Below are 19,831 nucleotides of genomic sequence, written 5' to 3'. Positions count from 1 at the left end.
TGCTGACCCATGCAACCCCCGGTTCATCGATGAACCGGGAGCCGCTTCGATAGAATATCAGTCGAGCCGCCCCTACTCGGCCGCCACCGGCATCCGCGCCATCTCCATTTCGCGCAGGGCACGCCGGTACTCCACCGGCATCACCTTGACGAACTTGGTGCGGTAGCCAGCCCAATCATCGAGGATCGCCTTGGCACGCGGAGAGCCCGTGTACTTCAGGTGATTGGTGATCAGCTGAGACAGGCGTTCCTCATCGTGGCCAGACATGTCGGCCAGGATGTCGACACGGCCCTTCGTTTCCAGGTCACCGTCCTGGTGGAACCGACGCATGAGGTCGTCTTCCTCCTCGACGGGTTCGAGATCGACCATGGAAAGGTTGCAGCGAGCCGAGAACGAGCCGTCCTCGTCGAGGACATAGGCGATGCCGCCCGACATGCCGGCCGCGAAGTTACGTCCGGTTTCACCGATCGACACCACCACACCGCCTGTCATGTACTCGCAGCCATGGTCGCCCATGCCCTCGACCACCGCGATGGCACCCGAATTACGGACCGCGAACCGCTCGCCGGCCGAACCGCGGATATAGGCCTCACCGGCAATGGCTCCATACAGAACGGTGTTGCCGGCCATGATGGTGTGCGAGCCCGGCGCCCGCAGGGCGTCGGAGGGACGGATGATCAGCTTGCCGCCAGATAGACCTTTGCCGACGTAGTCGTTGGCGTGGCCGGTAAGCACCAGGGTGACGCCAGCCGCCAGCCAGGCGCCGAAGCTCTGGCCGGCAGTGCCCGACAGCTCCACCTGAATGGTGTCATCGGGCAGACCCTCGTGGCCGTACCGCTTAGCCACGGCTCCCGAAAGCATGGCGCCGGCCGTACGATCCGAGTTCCGGATCTCATCCCGCACCACCACCGGTTCTCCGCCATCGAGGGCCGACTGAGCGCCGGCGATCAGGCGGCGATCGAGCACCGTATCGATCGGATGCTTCTGCTTCTCCGTATGCCGGATCGCGACATGCTCGGGGACCTCCGGACGGTGGAACAGCTTCGAGAAGTCGAGGCCGCGCGCCTTCCAGTGATTGATCACCTCGAGGGTGTCGAGGAAGTCGGCCCGCCCGATTAGATCCTCGAGCTTGCTGAAGCCCATGGACGCCATCAGCTCGCGCAACTCCTCGGCCACGAAAAAGAAGTAATTGATCACGTGCTCGGGCGTGCCCTTGAAGCGCTTGCGCAGGACCGGGTCCTGCGTCGCCACGCCCACCGGGCAGGTGTTCAGGTGGCACTTGCGCATCATGATGCAGCCGGCCGCGATCAGCGGCGCGGTGGAGAAGCCAAACTGATCGGCTCCGAGCAGGGCTGCGATAAGGACGTCACGGCCCGTGCGGATGCCGCCATCCGCCTGAAGCACGACGCGCCCGCGCAGGTGGCTGAGCACCAGCGTCTGTTGGGTCTCGGCCAAGCCCGTTTCCCAAGGGCCGCCCGCGTGCTTGATTGAGGTCAGTGGTGCCGCACCGGTGCCGCCGTCGAAGCCCGAGATCGTGATGTGATCGGCGCGTGCCTTCGCCACGCCCGTGGCGACCGTGCCGACACCAACCTCGGATACAAGCTTCACCGAAACATCGGCGGATGGGTTCACGTTCTTGAGGTCGAAGATCAGCTGCGCCAGATCCTCGATCGAGTAGATGTCGTGATGCGGCGGCGGCGAGATCAGGCCGACACCAGGGGTGGCATAACGGACCTTTGCAATTTTGGCGTCGACCTTGTGGCCAGGCAGCTGCCCCCCCTCGCCCGGCTTCGCGCCCTGCGCGACCTTGATCTGCATCATGTCGGAATTGACCAGATACTCCGTCGTGACGCCGAAGCGACCGGAGGCGACCTGCTTGATAGCCGAGCGGCGCGAGCGGCCGTCCGCCATCGGCTTGAAGCGCTCGACCTCCTCGCCGCCTTCACCGGAATTCGAGCGACCACCAAACGAGTTCACTGCGATAGCGAGGGTCTCGTGCGCTTCCTTGGAGATTGACCCGTAGGACATGGCGCCCGTAGCGAAGCGCTTGACGATGTCGGCTGCTGGCTCGACCTGATCGATCTCGATCGGTGCACGGCCGAGTTCGGCCGCCTGCCTGATGCGGAACAGGCCGCGGATGGTCTTGAGGTGGTTCTCCTGCTCGTTCACCAGCCGGGCGTATTCACGGTAGCGGTCGGGCAGGCCAAGGCGCACCGCATGCTGGAGCGTTGCGACGGAATCTGGGGTCCAGGTATGGCTCTCGCCGCGCAAGCGGTAGGCGTACTCGCCGCCGACATCGAGGGCGGTGCGGTAGATCGGCGAGTCACCGAAGGCGTCGCCGTGGCGCCGCGCGGTCTCCTGCGCGACCTCGGCCATGCCAATGCCCTCGATCGTCGTCGCGGTGCCGAAGAAGTCGCGTGCCACGAAGGACGAGTTCAGGCCGATCGCGTCGAAGATCTGCGCGCCGCAATAGGACTGATAGGTCGAAATGCCCATTTTGGACATAACCTTGAGCAGGCCCTTATCGATCGACTTGATGTACCGGTAGACGATCTCGTCCGGTGTCAGGTCCGGCGGGAACTCGTCCTTCATCGCGATCAGTGTCTCGAAGGCGAGATACGGGTTGATCGCTTCGGCGCCGTAGCCGGCCAGGCACGCAAAGTGATGCACCTCGCGCGGCTCACCCGACTCGACCACGAGACCGACCGAAGTCCTCAGCCCCTTGCGAATCAGATAATTGTGCACGGCAGCCGTCGCGAGGAGCGCCGGGATCGCGATGCGATCCGGCCCAACACCGCGATCCGACAGGATGATGATGTTATAGCCGCCGCGTACGGCAACCTCGGCTCGGTCGCAGAGGCGATCGACAGCACCTTCCATGGCCGCCGCACCGGTCTCGGCCGGGAAGGTCATGTCCAAGGTCTTGGTATCGAACCGGTCCTCGAAATGGGAGATCGAACGAATCTTCTCGAGATCGCCGTTGGTGAGGATCGGTTGGCGAACCTCGAGACGCTTCTTGCGGGAAGCGCCTTCCATATCGAGCAGGTTGGGACGCGGGCCGATGAACGAGACGAGGCTCATCACGGCCTCCTCGCGAATCGGGTCGATCGGCGGGTTCGTAACCTGCGCGAAGTTCTGCTTGAAGTAGGAGTAGAGCGACTTCGGCTTGTCAGACAACGCCGAGAGCGGCGTGTCCGTACCCATGGAGCCGACGGCCTCCTGGCCAGTCACCGCCATCGGCGCCATGAGGAGCTTGAGATCCTCCTGGCTGTAGCCGAAAGCCTGCTGGCGATCGAGGAGCGACACGTCGGAACGCGAGGCCCGTGGGATCACCGGCTTCAGGTCCTCAAGGACGATCTGGGTGTTCTTGACCCACTCGGCGTAGGGATGCGCGGCGGCAAGCTCGCTCTTGATCTCTTCGTCGGAGACGATGCGACCTTTCTCCAGGTCGATGAGCAGCATGCGGCCGGGCTGCAAGCGCCAGGACTCGACGATCTTCTCGTCCGGAATCGGCAGCACGCCCATCTCGGAAGCCAGCACCACGAGGCCGTCATCGGTCACGAGGTAGCGGGCCGGGCGAAGGCCGTTACGGTCGAGGGTGGCGCCGATCTGCCGGCCATCAGTGAAGCAGACGGCAGCCGGCCCGTCCCACGGCTCCATCAGGGCAGCGTGATACTCGTAGAACGCACGGCGCTCCTCGCTCATCAGGGGATTGCCGGCCCAGGCTTCCGGGATGAGCATCATCATCGCGTGGGCCAGCGAGTAGCCACCCTGAACAAGGAACTCGAGGGCGTTGTCGAAGCACGCGGTGTCGGACTGTCCCTCATAGGAGATAGGCCAGAGCTTCGAGATGTCGTTGCCGAACAGCTCCGAATCGACGCTCGCCTGGCGCGCCGCCATCCAGTTGACGTTGCCGCGCAGCGTGTTGATCTCGCCGTTGTGCGCGACCATCCGGTAGGGGTGCGACAGGCGCCAAGTCGGAAAGGTGTTGGTGGCGAAGCGCTGATGCACGAGGGCGAGCCCCGAAACGAAGCGCTCGTCCTGCAGGTCGCGGTAGTAGTCGCCGAGCTGATCGACCAGAACCATGCCCTTGTAGACGATAGTGCGGGTCGAAAGAGACACGGGATAGTAGGTGTTCGCGCGCTCGTCCTTCAGACCGTAGACCTTGTTCGAGATCACCTTTCGCGCAGTAAACAGTCGACGTTCAAAAGCGTCCTCATCCGCCACCGTGGTGGGACGGCCGATGAAGATCTGCCGGTGACAAGGCTCCGTCTCCTTGACCATCACCCCAAGGTCGCTCGGATCGACCGGGACGTCACGCCAGCCAAGGAATGGCAGACCCTCGTCGGCCAGCGCCTTCTCGACGATCTCTTCGACGAGGCGACGTGCCTCCTCGTCCTTGGGCATGAAGAACTGACCGACTCCGTAATGGCCGGGCTCGGGCAGGGTGATGCCGAGGGCCTCGCACTCGGCCTTGAAGAAGGCGTGCGGGATCTGCACGAGGATGCCGCAGCCATCGCCCATCTTCGGATCGGCGCCGACGGCACCGCGATGGTCGAGGTTCTTCAGGATCTGCAGGCCCTGCTGAACGATGGCGTGGGTGCGCCGGTCGTGCATGTCGGCGACGAAGCCGACGCCGCAGGCGTCGCTTTCACGAGCCGGATCGTAGAGCCCCTGGGCTTTCGGTAGGGCCTGGTCACGTACGATGAGCGGCGCGGTCCCGTCGCGAGTGGCGGGAACCGACGCCTGCAGCGCCCCGAACTCAGAAGATGCGACCACGTCCACCATCTTTCGCCTCCGACCTGCCCGCATGCGAGCATGTTTCATGCCCAGAGCCTGAGAGGCGTCCGGGTTTTGTCTCTCGACAGCGTCGGCTCTGGGCGGGTTCTTCGGTCAGGAAGCGCCCGCAACTCGCGGGCTCGACGCCGGCTTGGTTTCAAGCCGTGCGGGCCCGGATCGCCGCGATGGCGACCGGCTTCGAATCTCGTTTGGTCGCCGGCAACGTCACCTGAGCGAGATCCTCACAGCCATCCGGACAGGCACCCCGCCGGGAATGGGACAGCTCTACTGTCCTACCGATGAAAAGTGACAGATTTTAATCGGTCCAGCAAGGGTGTGCCGGTTAGCACGCTGCGGTTTTCGAGCGCATGGTTCCAGCAGACGGAAGGCCTTGTTGCCGCAGGTCCCTGCTAGATTGGAACGACCGATGTCCGTCGGAGCGAAGCCCACGGTCGTCACCCCGCAATCTTGCCCCATTCCGGCTGTCTACACGGCGTGCCGAGCACAAGCGGCGTGCGGGAATTGTCCCGAATCCCGGCGGACCTTGGAGCGGAGGACCTGCGCCAACAGCAGGCCTCCGCGCCGACATCACTCTGAATTTCATCGCGATGGTCTCGTCTCGCAGGAAGCCCATGCGTGCATCCTCCTCATTCCGCGGTCTGTCGGCGGGTATCCTGACGCTTTGGGCTGCGAGCGTCGCTCAGGCGCAATACGCTTACGAGCCTGATCTCCTTCTCCCGCCCCGTGCTGTCGTGTGGCGCCTCAGTGACCGCGGATTCACGGACGTTACGCGTCCGCGCTTCGATGGGCAGGCGTATGTCGTCGAGGCATCCAATCCGTATGGCGAACGCCTGCGCCTCTTCGTCGATGCGCGCGACGGCCGAATCATCGGACGCCAGCGCCTCGACACTGGGCTCGACGCGATCCCGCGCGTTGTGCGCCGTGAACCTGGCTATGGCTGGACGGAAGACGACGAGGCTCCTCGTCGGCGAATTCGAGAAGCCGAGCGAATCATTCCTCCTGCAGACATCCTCTTCCCGCAGGATCAGGCTCGCCGGACGCGTCCTGAACCTATCGGGCGCCCGGATCTCGCGGCTCGTTCGGTAACCGGGTCACGGGCCGTTCCACAGGCAAGGCCTGAGCCTGGCGATCAGAATCCCATGGGCTTGAATCCCGATTCCCACGGGTCAGAGGCAAAGCCGAAGTCCGACATACGCCGGAAAACCGTTCGCCTCGCCCCAGCGGGAAAGGCGGCTCCGCCGGCGGTCGCTCCCGGAGTGCAGAAGCTGTCCGATGTTCCCCCCACTTCACCGAAGGCTGAGGCTGGTCCCGCTGGCATAACCGCAGCGGTTACTCCTCCGAAGACCGAGACACCAACCGCCGCCATGACGCCGGCGTCGGTGCAGCCGCCCCCGGCGGAGAAGCCGGTGGCGCAGGACTGGAAGGATGTGCCGGCCGATGCCAAGCGACCGGTTCGTGTGATCGGTGGAGCGACGATCGTACCCGGCACCACGAAGGAGCCCGAAAAGGACTGAAGTCCAGGTGCTCGCTTCAGGAATTGCGATCAGATCAGCCAGCGTCGCTGGCGCCAGCACCCTGCAGATGCGGGTCGCGAGTCGCGGCACGAACGGGGCTACTGCCAGCCGGCGTGTCCTGCAGGGCCCGCAGCGCAAGTGGATCGAGTCCACTATCCGAATTGGGGCCATAGCCCTCGAGTGCTCTGCGCATTTTCGGCGTCCAGAACGCCACGATGTGCTTGTGGATCCCGGCCACAGCTTCCTCGTCTGGATAGGATCGGAAGAAAGTGGCGATCTGATTGGCCATGCGGACCAGCTTCTCGTCGGACGTCAGGGCGCTCATGAGTACGAAAACTCTGTCGAGGGAACGGGAGTCGTGCGACGTTAGGGTTTCGCGGGCAAGTCGAGGCGTTCACGGCCTGTGAAAACCGTCAGGGTGTCGGAGCGAGCGATGGCACAGAGCGTCATGCCATGCAGGCGCGCTCGATCGATCGCCAGCGAAGTCGGGGCGGAGATTGCGACGAGTACCGTCGCGCCCAGGCTTGCCGCCTTTTCGACCATCTCGAAGGAGCAGCGGCTGGTGATGACGACGAAGCCATCCGCGGGATCGGTGTGGCGTCGGATCAGTGCGCCGATCAGCTTGTCGAGGCCGTTGTGGCGCCCGACATCTTCACGCAATGCCACCAAGTTACCGTCGAGATCGGCCCAAGCCGCAGCATGGACCGCCCGCGTCTCGGCGTTGAGCACTTGCGCGTCGCCCATGGCCATCAGCGCCCTCTGGATTGCCGCGACGGTAACCCGGCCCGCGCCATGCAGGGGCGCGTCGGCCCTCGGTAGCGACCCGAGATCGTCGATTCCGCAGACGCCGCAGCCGGTGCGCCCCGACATGGCGCGCTTGCGCGCGAGGTGTTCCCGCAACCGCCCCGGCACCAAATCGACGAGAAGGCGCATTCCGCCCTCCGCCGCGTCAACCTCGACGTGAACCGAGCGGATCTCATCGGCGGCCGCGATGATTCCCTCCGTCAAGCTGAACCCGTAGGCAAAGTCTACGAGGTCCGCCGGCGTCGTCATCATCACGGCGTAAGGTACCGTTCCGTAGACCAAGTTGACCGGCATCTCGACAGCCAGCGGCCGGGTCCCGCTGCGGGGCTCCGGATCGTCGTAGGCGACGACCAGGGTCGGGACGCGCCGGGCGGTCTCGACCGCCGCATCCCCTTCGTTCGCCATCAGGCTGGTCTGGTCACTCGGCCGCATTCAGCTGGGTCGCAATCCGGGTCAACGAAAAATCCTCCTCGAAAAACCGCGCCTGCCAGTCGGAGGGCCGATTCGTCCGCCGAACCTGTACCGCCGTGACCTTGTACTCGGGGCAGTTGGTTGCCCAGTCCGAGTAGTCGGTGGTGATGACGTTGGCGCCGGTCTTGGCGTGGTGGAAGGTGGTATACACCACGCCGGGCTGCATGCGCTCTGACACGATCGCCTTCAATGCGATATCGCCGGAGCGACTTTCGAGCGCAACAAGGTCCCCGTCGACGATACCGCGTACTTCCGCATCGAAGGGGTGGATCTCCAGCACGTCTTCCTCGTGCCAGCGCGAGTTCTCCGTTCGGCGGGTCTGTGCGCCGACATTGTACTGCGACAGGATGCGGCCGGTGGTGAGGATGAGCGGGAAGCGCGGGCCGGTGCGCTCCTCTGTAGGCACGTACTCGGTGATCATGAACTTGCCGAGCCCGCGCACGAAGCGGTCCACGTGCATCATCGGCGTGCCGGTCGGGGCGGCCTCGTTGCAGGGCCACTGGATCGAACCGAGCTCGTCGAGCTTGGCGAAGCTGACGCCGGAGAAACTCGGCGTCAGGGACGCAATCTCATCCATGATTTCGCTGGGGTGGCTGTAGCTCATCGGATAGCCGAGGGCGTTGGAGAGCAGCATGGTGCCCTCCCAGTCCCCGACGCCGGAGAGCGGCGGCATCACCTTGCGCACGCGGGAGATCCGGCGCTCGGCGTTTGTGAAGGTGCCGTCCTTTTCCAAAAACGAGGCGCCCGGCAGGAAGACGTGGGCATATTTGGCCGTCTCGTTGAGGAAGATGTCCTGAATGACGATGCATTCCATCGCCATCAGGCCAGCGGTGACGTGGTGCGTGTCGGGATCCGACTGGGCGATGTCCTCGCCCTGGATGTACATGCCCTTGAAGGCGCCATCGACGGCCTCGTCGAGCATGTTGGTGATGCGCAGACCCGGGTGCTGGTCCAGCGACACCCCCCACAGGGCCTCGAAGGTCTCACGGGTGGCATCGTCCGAGACGTGGCGATAACCCGGCAGTTCGTGCGGGAACGAGCCCATGTCGCAGGAGCCCTGCACGTTGTTCTGGCCGCGCAGTGGATTCACGCCGGCGCCGAGCATACCGATGTTGCCCGTGGCCATGGCGATGTTCGCCATGCCCATCACCATGGTCGAGCCCTGACTGTGTTCGGTGACGCCGAGGCCGTAGTAGATGCCGGCGGCTCCACCCTTCGCATAGAGGCGGGCGGCGGCACGCAGTTCGACCGGGTCGATGCCCGTATACGCCGCCTGCGCCTCCGGCGAATGGCGCGCGTCAGCGACGAAGCGGGCCCAGGCTTCGAAGTCGCCGAGGTCGCAGCGTTCGCGAACATAAGCCTCGTCGACCAAGCCTTCCGTGACGATGACATGCGCCATCGAATTGATGAAGGCGACGTTCGAGCCGGGCTTGAGTGGTAAGTGGAAGTCCGCCTTGATGTGGGGCGACTTCACGAGATCGATCTTGCGCGGATCGGCGACGATCAGCTTGGCCCCCTCGCGCAGCCGCTTCTTCATGCGGGATGCGAAGACGGGATGACCGTCGGTCGGATTCGCACCGATGACCAGGATCACGTCGGAATGCGCCACGGAGGCGAAGTCCTGCGTTCCGGCCGAAGTGCCGAGTGTCGACATTAGCCCATACCCGGTGGGGGAATGGCAGACGCGGGCGCATGTGTCGACGTTGTTGTTGCCGAAGGCGGCGCGCACGAGCTTCTGAACGAGGTAGGCCTCCTCGTTGGTGCAGCGGGATGAGGTGATACCGCCGACCGAATCCTTGCCGTACTTCGCCTGTATGCGCTTGAACTCGGAGGCGGCGCGATCGATCGCCTCGTCCCAGGTCACCTCGCGCCATGGATCGGTGATCTTCTCACGGATCATCGGCTTAGTAATCCGGTCCTTGTGCGTGGCGTAGCCGTAGGCGAACCGGCCCTTCACGCAGGAGTGGCCCTCGTTCGCCTTACCGCCCTTGTAGGGCACCATGCGGACGATGCGGGTGCCTTGCATCTCGGCCTTGAACGAGCAGCCGACGCCGCAATAGGCGCAGGTGGTGATCTCGGAATGGTCCGGCTGGCCGTGCTCAATGATCGACTTCTCCTGCAGGGTTGCGGTCGGGCAGGCCTGAACGCAGGCCCCGCACGACACGCACTCGGAGTTGAAGAAGTCGGTCGGTCCGGCAGCCACGCGACTGTCGAAGCCGCGACCGGAGATGGTGAGGGCGAACGTGCCCTGCGTCTCCTCGCAGGCGCGAACGCAGCGATTGCAGACGATGCATTTCGACGGATCGTAGGTGAAGTACGGGTTCGACGCATCCTTGGGTAGGTACTGCTCGGAGGTCGGCTTGACGTGGTTGGCCCCGTCATAGCCATAGCGCACATCGCGTAGACCCACAGCACCCGCCATGTCCTGCAACTCACAGTCGCCGTTGGCGGCGCAGGTCAGGCAATCGAGGGGGTGGTCGGAGATGTAGAGCTCCATCACGCCCTTGCGGAGCTTCGCGAGCTTATCGGTCTGGGTCGAGACCACCATGCCGTTCTCGGCCGGCGTGGTGCAGGAGGCGGGCGTGCCGCGCCGTCCCTCGATCTCCACGAGGCAGAGGCGGCAAGAGCCGAAGGCCTCGAGGGAATCGGTGGCGCAAAGCTTGGGGATCTGCGTGCCCGCATGCATCGCGGCCGCCATTACCGACGTGCCCGCCGGCACTGTCACGCTCATGCCGTCGATCGTCAGCGTCACGGTCTGGTCCGAGATGCGGATCGGGGTGCCGTAATCGATCTCTTTGATGAGGGCCATGAATCGCGCCTCCTTACTCAGCCGCGACGGACATCGGCCCGCGCTGCTGGAAATCCTCAGGAAAATGGGTGATCGCACTCATGACGGGCATCGGCGTCAGGCCGCCCATGGCGCAGAGAGAACCGTCGGTCATCACCTCGCAGAGGTCGGCGACGACGGCGAGGTTCTCACTCGGCCGTATGCCGGCGATGACCTTGTCCATGGTCTCGACGCCGCGAGTCGCGCCGATGCGGCAGGGCGTGCACTTGCCGCAGGATTCCACCGCGCAGAATTCGAACGCGAACCGCGCCTGCTTTGCCATGTCGACAGTGTCGTCGAAGACAACGATCCCGCCGTGGCCGACGAGGCCCTTGTTGGCCGCCATCGCTTCGTAATCGAGAGGCGTATCGAGGAGGTGGTCCGGGAAGTACGCACCGAGGGGTCCCCCCACTTGAACCGCGCGCACGGCACGACCACTCCGTGTGCCGCCGCCGAAATCCTCGATGATCTCGCGCAACGTGATGCCGAAGGCGTACTCGATCAGGCCGCCGTGCTTGACGTTGCCGGCCAGCTGGATCGCGAGGGTCCCGAGCGAGCGGCCCATGCCGTACTCGGCGTAAGCCTCGGCGCCGTGTTGCAGGATGTAGGGTACGGCCGTGAAGGTCATCACGTTGTTCACGAGCGTCGGCTGGCCGAGGAAGCCCTTCAGCGCTGGGATCGGCGGCTTGGCACGTACGATGCCGCGGCGGCCCTCCAGACTCTCCAGAAGGGACGTCTCCTCACCACAGATGTAGGCACCGGCCCCGAGGCGAACCTCCAGATGGAAGGCCTTGCCGGAGTTCATCACGTTATCGCCGAGGAGGCCGGCCTTGATACCGTTGGCGATCGCTTCCTTCAGGGTCGAGAACGCCTGCGGATACTCGGAGCGCAGGTAGATGTAGCCCCGGGTAGCACCGGTCGCGAAGCCCGCGATGGTCATGCCCTCGATAAGATTGAAGGGGTCGCCCTCCATCATCATGCGGTCGGCAAAGGTGCCGGAATCGCCTTCGTCGGCGTTGCAGACCACGTATTTCTGCTCAGCCTGGGCGAGCATCACAGTGTTCCACTTGATCCCGGCGGGGAAGCCTGCGCCCCCCCGGCCGCGAAGGCCGGACTCGCGTACTTCCGCGACGATGCCGGCAGCGTCGAGCTTAAGGGCAGCTTCCAGGCCCCGGTAGCCGCCATGCGCCCGGTAATCCTCCACCGAGACCGGATCCACCACGCCGCAGCGCTGGAAGGTGAGCCGATGCTGACGCGCGAGATAGGGGATTTCCTCCGGCCGCCCGAGTCGGAGAGGGTGCAAACCACCCTCAACGAGGCCCGCATCAAGCAGACTGTCGATATCGGCTGGCGTCACCGGCCCGTAAGCGATACGGCCCTCCGCCGTCGCGACCTCGATCATCGGCTCAAGCCATAGGAGGCCTCGGGAGCCAGTGCGAACGATGGTGACGTCGAGGCCGCGGCGCTCGGCGCCGGCGAACAGCGCGCGGGCGACGCGGTTGGCACCGAGCCCCAGCGCCACGGCGTCGCGCGGAACGGTGATCGTGATGCTCACGACTTCATCTCCGTCAGGGTGGCTTCAAGGGAAGCGGCGGTGAGCCGGGCCAAAGGCTCGTCGTTCACCAGGGCTCCGGGCCCATTGGCGCAGAGACCGAGGCAGTAGACGGGCTCCACCGTGACCTGACCGTCGGCCGTGGTTCCGTGCCAGTCGACCCCAAGACGTGACAGGATCTCGGCATGCAGAGCGTCGGAGCCCATGGCTTGGCACGCTTCGGCCCGACAGAGCTTAACTTGATGGCGCCCGGCCGGTGCGCGACGAAAGTCATGATAGAAGGTGATGCAGCCATGCACCTCCGCGCGCGACAGGTTCAGTGCGTCGGCGATAAGCGGCACCGCGCCTTCATCGACGTAACCGAAGGTCCCCTGCAACGCATGGAGGATCGGAAGTGTCGCCCCTTCGAGGTGGACGTGTTCGGCGATGATCCCGGCGGCACGCGGCTCGCTCCAGGGCTCGTTCGGCACCATTGTTCATACCCGGACTAAGATTGCTCTCATTCCAGGGTGGTATATCGCCAACCCACGATCAATCGCGCTGATCCGTGAAATGACAACGGTTTTTTGTCAGCGACCGATGTTGCGACGCGAAAAGCGACGGTAAACAGAGGCCGATTCAATGCGTTCTCAAGGTCTTTTTACAAGGCGTCGATCATTTCAGTGATCGACGCGGCAACGTTCCGCGCCTCGACGATCAGCGCAGCACAAAGGGGCGTCATCGGTTCGCGTTCCGGCACCACGAGGCCGACAACGTGGCTGAGATCCGGATCGACGATTGGCACGGCTCTCACGCGGTCACTCAAACGGAAGGTGTCGGCGAGTACCGCCGGCATGATGCTCGCCCATTTGGCGGTACGAACGTGAGTCAGCAGAACGATCATCGAGTTGGACTCGAGCAGCGGGGCGACCGCCGTTCCTGCATTCAGCAGTTGCCGATCGATGATCCGCCGGTTCTGCATATCAGGGGTCAGCAGACACAGAGGCAGGCTCGCGACCTCATTCCATGTGACCGTTTCCCGTTCGCCGAACACCCCGTCGATCGCGGTCAGGAGGCGATAGCGCTCCCGATAGAGTGAAACAGCTGTCAGCCGACCGAGGGGCTCATTCTCAAGATACGTGATCCCGGCGTCGATCTCGAGATCGGCGATCAGGCGCCCAATTTCTCCAGAGGTGGTGGAGTGGACAGAAAAGCGGACGTTCGGGTGGCGCGCCCGAAACGGCGTCGTGAGCGCGGCAACGATCGGGGTCGCAGTCGGGATTGCCGCGAGGCGCAACGTTCCCGCGAGCCCGCGCCTAAGACTCGCAACTTCCTCGCGCATCGCCCTCGCATCTCCAACGATGCGCCGAGCCCACTCAAGTACGCGCTCACCCTCCGGAGTGAATCCCTGAAAACGCGAACCCCGTTGCACGAGAAGCACACCGAGCCGTTCTTCCAACTGCTTCACCCCGGCCGAGAGGGTCTGCTGCGAGACGTTACAGACCTGGGCTGCCCTGCCGAAGTGACGCTCACGCGCGAGCGCGAGGATAAATTCGAGTCGATCGATCACGGACGGCCCCTTCGCAAGCCTTGGAGCCAGGCTACGCCTCCTCATCTGGGATGAAGCATTCCCAGGGACGCATCGCCTAGCCTGCGACATTTCGATAGACCGTCAGCGGCCTGAGTCGAGACCTTCAAGCCGCATGATGCGACGCTGTTGCGGTTGCGCGCTTCACGCCCTTGTGGTCTGACACGCCAATCGGCCAGACGTGGGTCATCCCCTCGGAAGGCCCGCGATCCGCGAAATGCACTTGCGATTTAGAACAAACCCAGCAAGACGCGCGGCATCGACGATCACAATCACGGGGAGCCACGAGAGGCACATGCGGACGACGCAGGCGCAACACCGGTCATCATGGGGGCTTGCCGCGCTCGGCGCGTTCCTCGTTTCTTCCTCATCCGCGCTCGCGGCCGGCATCGGCCAGCCCGTTCCGTGGCAGATGGATCGCCAGGTCGCGGTCACCGAGAACGCCCGGGACATTCATTCGTTCGAACACGGCATGCACTGGCTGTCGTTCGGTATCTCGCTGTTCGTGCTCGGCTTGATTCTCTATTGCGTCTTCCGGTTCAGCGAGAAGGCGAACCCGACGCCTTCAAAGACCACGCACAACACCATGATCGAAGTGGCCTGGACCATCGTCCCGGTGCTGATCCTGGTCGCCGTCGCGATCCCGTCGTTCCGCCTCCTGCGCACGCAGCTTTCCGACCCCAAGGCCGACGTCTTGGTGAAGGTCATCGGTCACGCGTGGTACTGGTCCTACGAGTACCCGGCTGTGGAGAACGGCGGCGGCTTCACCTTCGATGCCAACCTCGACGAGGACAAGCAGCCGAAGCTGTTGGGTACCGACAACGACATGGTCGTGCCAGTGAATAAGATCGTTAAGATTCAGGTCACTGCCGCCGACGTCATGCACTCCTGGGCAATGCCGTCCTTCGGATTCAAAATCGACGCCGTTCCGGGCCGCTTGAACCAGTTCTGGTTCAAGGCGGAGCGCGAAGGCACCTACCATGGCCAGTGCTCCGAGCTTTGCGGCGCGCGTCACGCCTACATGCCGATCACGGTTCAGGTCGTGAGCGAAGAGGCCTACGCCAAGTGGCTCGCCGAAGGTAAGACTAAGTTCGCCCGCATCGACGACCCGTCGAAGTTCGCCGACGCCCGGTAAGGGCGCGGATTTCGGACCCGGGCCCTTGAGCGGCGCCCGGCTCCACCCATCGAGATGATCACGAGAAACCTGGACTAAGGTCTGCATCCATGGCGAACGCCGCTGCACATACGGGGCACCACGACGCCCACGACCACCACATGCCGTCCTTCTTCTCCCGCTGGTTCCTGTCGACGAACCATAAGGATATCGGCACTCTCTACCTGTTGTTCGCGTTCTGCGCGGGCATCATGGGCGCGTTCCTCTCCTTCGGTATCCGCATGGAGATGGAAGAGCCCGGGCTCCAGTATTTCGCCAATCCCGGCACTTACAACGTGTTCGTGACCGGCCACGGTCTCATCATGGTGTTCTTCATGGTGATGCCTGCCTTGATCGGCGGCTTTGGCAACTGGTTCGTGCCCCTCATGATCGGCGCGCCAGACATGGCGTTCCCGCGCATGAACAACGTCTCGTTCTGGCTGACGGTCGCAGGCTTCCTGAGCCTCGTCTGCTCGCTCTTCGTCGAGGGCGCTCCTGGCTCCTCAGGTGCTGGTACTGGCTGGACCGTGTACCCGCCCCTGTCGAGCGCCGGTCACCCGGGTCCGGCCGTCGATTTCGCGATCTTTGCCCTCCACCTCTCCGGCGCCGGCTCGATCCTGGGTGCGATCAACTTCATTACCACCATCCTGAACATGCGCGCGCCGGGCATGACCCTGCATAAAATGCCGTTGTTCGCCTGGTCGATGCTGGTGACCGCCTTCCTCCTGCTGCTGTCGCTTCCGGTGCTTGCCGGCGCGATCACGATGCTCCTCACCGATCGTAACTTCGGCACGACGTTCTTCGATCCGGCCGGCGGCGGCGATCCGGTCCTCTACCAGCACTTGTTCTGGTTCTTCGGCCACCCCGAAGTGTACATCATGATCCTGCCGGCCTTCGGCATCGTCTCGCACATCATCTCGACCTTCTCGCGCAAGCCGGTCTTCGGCTACCTCGCCATGGCCTACGCCATGGTCGCGATCGGCGTCGTCGGCTTCGTCGTGTGGGCGCACCACATGTACACGGTCGGCCTGTCCCTCCAGACGCAGTCCTACTTCGTCTTCGCAACGATGGTCATCGCGGTGCCCACCGGCGTGAAGATCTTCTCGTGGATTGCGACGATGTGGGGTGGTTCGATCCGCTTCACCGCTGCCATGCACTGGGCGGTCGGCTTCATCTTCCTGTTCACGGTTGGCGGCGTCACCGGCGTTGTCCTCGCAAACTCGGCGGTCGATAAGTACCTTCACGACACCTATTACGTCGTGGCGCACTTCCACTACGTCCTGTCGCTTGGTGCCGTGTTCATCATCTTCGCTGGTGTCTACTACTGGTTCCCGAAGATGACCGGTCACATCATCCCCGAGTGGGCCGGCAAGCTGCACTTCTGGCTCGCCTTCATCGGCGCGAACGTCCTGTTCTTCCCGATGCACTTCCTTGGCTTGGCCGGCATGCCGCGCCGCTACGCCGACTACCCGGAAGCCTTCGCCGGTTGGCACAAGGTTTCTACCTGGGGCGGACATATCTTCGCCCTCGGCATGGTGGTGTTCTTCATCGGTGTCGTTCTGGCCTTCCGTTCGAGCAAGCGCGCCGCCGACAATCCGTGGGGTGAGGGTGCGACCACCCTGGAGTGGACCCTGTCCTCTCCGCCGCCCTTCCACCAGTTCGAGACCCTGCCCCGGATCGTCGAAGAGCCGGGTCACCACTGAACAGGTTACCAGCTTCGAGGATTGCGAGGACCGCGCGAGCGGTCCTCGCTCTTTCCCGGAGGCCTCGGTCAAGCTTCGGGAGTTCGCTCCTCGAGTGTGCTGAGGTCTCCCGCAAAGGGCGGCGCCACGCGGCGCGATCTGAAGCCCCACCAAACACGAAAACCGTATCGGGACCCCATGACGAGCGTGTCGAACAGCCTATCCGCTGGCGCCGAGCCGCAAGTTCTGTCGCCGGTTGGCGGCGAGGTGTCGGATTTCTTCGCCCTGCTGAAGCCGCGGGTGATGATCCTTGTCATCTTCACCGCGCTCGTCGGCATGGTGGTCTCGAACGTCCATATCCAGCCGGTGGTCGGCTCCATCTCGCTGCTGATGATCGCTGTCGGCGCAGGTGCCTCCGGCTGCCTGAACATGTGGTGGGACGCGGACATCGACGCAGTGATGACCCGGACCGCAAAGCGTCCGATCCCGGATGGACGCATCCGACCGGATGAGGCGTTGGCATTCGGCATCGTGCTGTCGGTCGGCTCGGTGCTGGTCCTCGGTCTCGCTTCCAACTGGATGGCGGCCGGGCTCCTGGCCTTCACCATCGTGTTCTACGCCGTGGTCTATTCGATGTGGCTGAAGCGCGCGACGCCGCAGAACATCGTCATCGGAGGCGCTGCCGGCGCCCTCCCCCCGATGGTCGGTCAGGCGGCCGTAACCGGCACCATCGGCGTCGAGTCGCTGGTCCTCTTCATGATTATCTTCATCTGGACGCCGCCGCATTTCTGGGCTCTGGCCCTCATCAAGTCCGCCGACTACGCCAAGGCTGGCATCCCCATGATGCCGAACGTCGCCGGCCCTGATTCGACGCGTCGTCAGATCATCGGCTACTCGATGCTGCTCTTCCCCCTCGGACTCGCGCCTGTCGCCCTCGGTTTCGGCGGATGGCTCTACGCGATCACCGCGCTGCTGGGCGGTCTCGGGATGCTGGCTTTCAGCGTCCACGTCTTCCGCAATCGCGAGGGCGAGCCGGAGCGCAAGGCCGCCATGGGCATGTTCGGATTTTCGATCCTGCACCTCTTTCTGATGTTCGCGGCACTGCTCGCGGAGCAGAGCCTCGGCCTCTTCCGCGCGGTGAGCCTGTGAGCGATCGCCCTGGCCTTCCGGGAACGCCACGGCCGTTGACGCCCGAGGAATCACAGCGTCGGCGCAAGCGCTCCATTGCCATCGCGACCGTCCTGTTCGCGCTGGTGACCATCTTCTACGTGCTTACGATCGCGAAGCTTGGGCCACAGGTCCTCAATCGTCCGATCTGATTGCGCCGGACAACGGAGACGCTTCTGATGGTCGACCCCAGACATGCGCCGCCGCGTGGCGTTGGCCGCAAGGCCGGCGTGACGGCCTTCGCCTGTGCAGGCCTCGCCTTCGGGATGATCGGGCTCGCGTTCGCGTCGGTGCCGCTCTACGACATGTTTTGCAAGGCGACCGGCTATGACGGCACGCCGCGTACAGGTCTTGCTCCGACTGCTGCGGCGATCGATGACAGCATGGTGGTTCACTTCGACACGAACGTGTCGTCGAGCTTGCCCTGGCGCTTCCAGGCCGAGTCGCCGAAGGTCGAAGCCCGACTCGGCGAGACGAAGACCGTTTTTTTCCGCGTGAAGAACACCGGCAGCACGCCTTCTACAGGCATCGCCACTTTCAACGTGCAGCCGGGTCTCATGGGAAGCTTCTTCGTCAAGGTGCAGTGTTTCTGCTTCAACGAGCAAACCCTGCAGCCGGGTGAGACGATGGATTTTCCCGTGGTGTTCTACATTGACCCTGAGGTCCGCAAGGACTCGAATACCGCGCATCTGTCTGAGATGACGCTCTCCTACACGTATTTCGCTTCGAAGAACGGTCAGCCCACGGCCGCGCTTGCGACAACGGGCGGCACGGGGACGAAGTCGAATTTTTGATGGCACAAGCGTGACAACAGCGCACGACCCTGGGTAAGGGTTTGCCACAACAATCCGGGGCAACCCGGTCGGGAAGACGCAATCAGTGGATCGAGGGCCGGCGACGGTCCGGAGGTCGGGGGTAGGAGAAGAGTTCAATGGCCGAGGCGCACGCCAAAAATCACGACTTCCATATTCTGGCCCCCAGTCCCTGGCCGCTGATCGGTGCCTTCTCGGGTTTCCTGATGGCCTTCGGCGCCGTGTTCTGGATGAAGAGCCTTCAGATCGGCACGCTCACCCCTGGCCCCTACATCTTCGGCGCCGGCCTCGTCGGCGTGCTCTACACCATGTTCGCTTGGTGGAAGGACGTCGTGCATGAGGCCAACACGGGCGACCACACCCGCGTCGTTCAGCTGCACCACCGCTACGGCATGATCATGTTCATCGCCTCCGAGGTGATGTTCTTCGTTGCTTGGTTCTGGGCCTATTTCGAAGCCGCGCTCTATGCCGCCGATCCGATCCAGGCCTCGCGCGTCGACTTCACGGGGGGTACCTGGCCGCCGAAGGGTATCGAGGCGTTCGACCCGTGGCACCTGCCGCTACTCAACACTCTGATCCTTCTCACCTCCGGTACGACGATCACTTGGGCGCACCACGCCCTGCTGAACGATGACCGGAAGGGCCTGAAGTACGGCCTCTGGCTGACGATCATCCTCGGCATCCTGTTCTCCGCCTGCCAGGCCTACGAGTACGCGCACGCCCACTTCGGTTTCTCGGGCAGCATCTACTCGTCGACCTTCTTTATGGCGACAGGCTTCCACGGCTTTCACGTCATCATTGGGACGATCTTCCTCGCGATTTGTCTCTACCGCGCTTATCTCGGTCAGTTCACCACCCGCCAGCATCTCGGCTTCGAGTTCGCCGCCTGGTACTGGCACTTCGTTGACGTAGTCTGGCTGTTCCTGTTCGCGTCGATCTATGTCTGGGGAGCGGGGGTCGGTCACGCGGCTCATTGAGCCCGGCTTGGTCCGTAGGGCAGTGTTGAAAAGGGCGGCGTGAGCCGCCCTTTTTCATGGTCGCGCCTGAAGCGCGCATAGTCCATGCCCATATGGAGTGGCACGGCGCAGCGCCGTACGAGGAGTGATCGATCTTGGATGCATCGCGGCCGAAGCCTTCCCCCATTTCCGCCGGCCTGCGTGGTCGTTGTCCCCGTTGCGGCGAGGGGCACATGTTCGAAGGCTTCCTCACGTTCCGCCCTTCGTGCGAGGTCTGCGGTCTCGACTACGGCAGTTTTAATTCGGGAGACGGGCCAGCCTTCTTCGTGATGTCGATCGTAGGCATCATAGTCGTTGGGCTCGCGCTCTGGATGGAGATTACCTATGAGCCGCCGATCTGGGTGCATGCCCTGGTGGCGGGCACTCTGTCGATCGGACTCAGTCTTCTGCTGGTGCGGCCACTCAAGGGTGTCCTCGCGGCCCTACAATTTACCAATAAGGCCGAGCAAGGGCGCTTCCGTTAGTC

The 19,831-nt window shown here is 63.7% G+C and carries 15 protein-coding genes; 8 read left to right on the top strand and 7 right to left on the bottom strand.

From position 1 onward, the window contains the following. Positions 1 to 72 precede the first annotated feature (72 nt). Positions 73 to 4,788, bottom strand: a complete 4,716-nt coding sequence (gene gltB / locus AC0IY1_RS05305; protein ID WP_471768169.1) for a glutamate synthase large subunit — start codon at positions 4,786 to 4,788, stop codon at positions 73 to 75. 623 nt (positions 4,789 to 5,411) lie between these two features. On the opposite strand from gltB, the gene AC0IY1_RS05300 reads away from it, so the two are divergent. Beyond that, the gene (locus AC0IY1_RS05300; protein ID WP_471768166.1) at positions 5,412 to 6,314 is read left to right on the top strand and encodes an NADH dehydrogenase [ubiquinone] 1 beta subcomplex subunit 11; all 903 of its coding nucleotides are present in this window, start codon (positions 5,412 to 5,414) and stop codon (positions 6,312 to 6,314) included. Positions 6,315 to 6,348: 34 nt separating this feature from the next. Here AC0IY1_RS05300 and AC0IY1_RS05295 read toward each other — a convergent pair whose 3' ends face one another. The 6 genes from AC0IY1_RS05295 to AC0IY1_RS05270 all read right to left on the bottom strand — a co-directional run bounded on the left by AC0IY1_RS05295 (position 6,349) and on the right by AC0IY1_RS05270 (position 13,517). Further along, positions 6,349 to 6,639 carry a formate dehydrogenase subunit delta gene (locus AC0IY1_RS05295; protein ID WP_471768163.1) on the bottom strand — a complete coding sequence of 97 codons (291 nt, stop codon included), beginning with the start codon at positions 6,637 to 6,639 and terminating at the stop codon, positions 6,349 to 6,351. A gap of 41 nt (positions 6,640 to 6,680) precedes the next feature. Next, entirely contained in the window at positions 6,681 to 7,523 is an 843-nt protein-coding gene (fdhD, locus tag AC0IY1_RS05290; RefSeq protein ID WP_471768160.1) for a formate dehydrogenase accessory sulfurtransferase FdhD, read from the bottom strand. Between the two features lie 13 nt (positions 7,524 to 7,536). After that, a complete protein-coding gene (fdhF, locus tag AC0IY1_RS05285) occupies positions 7,537 to 10,398 on the bottom strand; it encodes a formate dehydrogenase subunit alpha (RefSeq protein WP_471768157.1) in 2,862 nt (953 codons plus the stop codon). 13 nt (positions 10,399 to 10,411) lie between these two features. Then, entirely contained in the window at positions 10,412 to 11,971 is a 1,560-nt protein-coding gene (locus tag AC0IY1_RS05280; RefSeq protein WP_471768154.1) for a formate dehydrogenase beta subunit, read from the bottom strand. Beyond that, positions 11,968 to 12,441, bottom strand: a complete 474-nt coding sequence (locus AC0IY1_RS05275) for a formate dehydrogenase subunit gamma (RefSeq protein ID WP_471768151.1) — start codon at positions 12,439 to 12,441, stop codon at positions 11,968 to 11,970. The genes AC0IY1_RS05280 and AC0IY1_RS05275 overlap by 4 nt, the downstream gene beginning before the upstream one ends. A 167-nt stretch (positions 12,442 to 12,608) precedes the next feature. Beyond that, a complete protein-coding gene (locus AC0IY1_RS05270; RefSeq protein WP_471768148.1) occupies positions 12,609 to 13,517 on the bottom strand; it encodes a LysR family transcriptional regulator in 909 nt (302 codons plus the stop codon). A 313-nt stretch (positions 13,518 to 13,830) separates the two neighbouring features. Here AC0IY1_RS05270 and coxB point away from each other — a divergent pair, with 313 nt between their 5' ends. The 7 genes from coxB to AC0IY1_RS05235 all read left to right on the top strand — a co-directional run bounded on the left by coxB (position 13,831) and on the right by AC0IY1_RS05235 (position 19,829). After that, positions 13,831 to 14,670 carry a cytochrome c oxidase subunit II gene (gene coxB, locus AC0IY1_RS05265; RefSeq protein ID WP_055954876.1) on the top strand — a complete coding sequence of 280 codons (840 nt, stop codon included), beginning with the start codon at positions 13,831 to 13,833 and terminating at the stop codon, positions 14,668 to 14,670. 89 nt (positions 14,671 to 14,759) lie between these two features. Continuing rightward, positions 14,760 to 16,391 (top strand): cytochrome c oxidase subunit I, encoded by a 1,632-nt coding sequence (gene ctaD, locus AC0IY1_RS05260; RefSeq protein WP_055954879.1) that lies wholly within the window; start codon positions 14,760 to 14,762, stop codon positions 16,389 to 16,391. 177 nt (positions 16,392 to 16,568) lie between these two features. Then, complete coding sequence (locus AC0IY1_RS05255; protein ID WP_471768146.1) at positions 16,569 to 17,519, top strand: heme o synthase; 951 nt, start codon at positions 16,569 to 16,571, stop codon at positions 17,517 to 17,519. A 35-nt stretch (positions 17,520 to 17,554) separates the two neighbouring features. Next, positions 17,555 to 17,689: a hypothetical protein gene (locus AC0IY1_RS05250; RefSeq protein WP_280137551.1), complete on the top strand. Its 135-nt coding sequence runs from the start codon at positions 17,555 to 17,557 to the stop codon at positions 17,687 to 17,689. Positions 17,690 to 17,716: 27 nt separating this feature from the next. After that, the gene (locus tag AC0IY1_RS05245) at positions 17,717 to 18,331 is read left to right on the top strand and encodes a cytochrome c oxidase assembly protein (protein ID WP_471768143.1); all 615 of its coding nucleotides are present in this window, start codon (positions 17,717 to 17,719) and stop codon (positions 18,329 to 18,331) included. Positions 18,332 to 18,468: 137 nt separating this feature from the next. Next, positions 18,469 to 19,326: a cytochrome c oxidase subunit 3 gene (locus AC0IY1_RS05240; protein ID WP_471768140.1), complete on the top strand. Its 858-nt coding sequence runs from the start codon at positions 18,469 to 18,471 to the stop codon at positions 19,324 to 19,326. A gap of 134 nt (positions 19,327 to 19,460) precedes the next feature. After that, complete coding sequence (locus AC0IY1_RS05235) at positions 19,461 to 19,829, top strand: DUF983 domain-containing protein (protein WP_471768137.1); 369 nt, start codon at positions 19,461 to 19,463, stop codon at positions 19,827 to 19,829. Positions 19,830 to 19,831: the final 2 nt, after the last annotated feature.

It is taken from the genome of Methylobacterium sp. AC690 (assembly GCF_979256535.1).
Note: the sequence above shows the minus strand (reverse complement) of the source record. Positions and strands in the feature narration are given on the sequence as shown.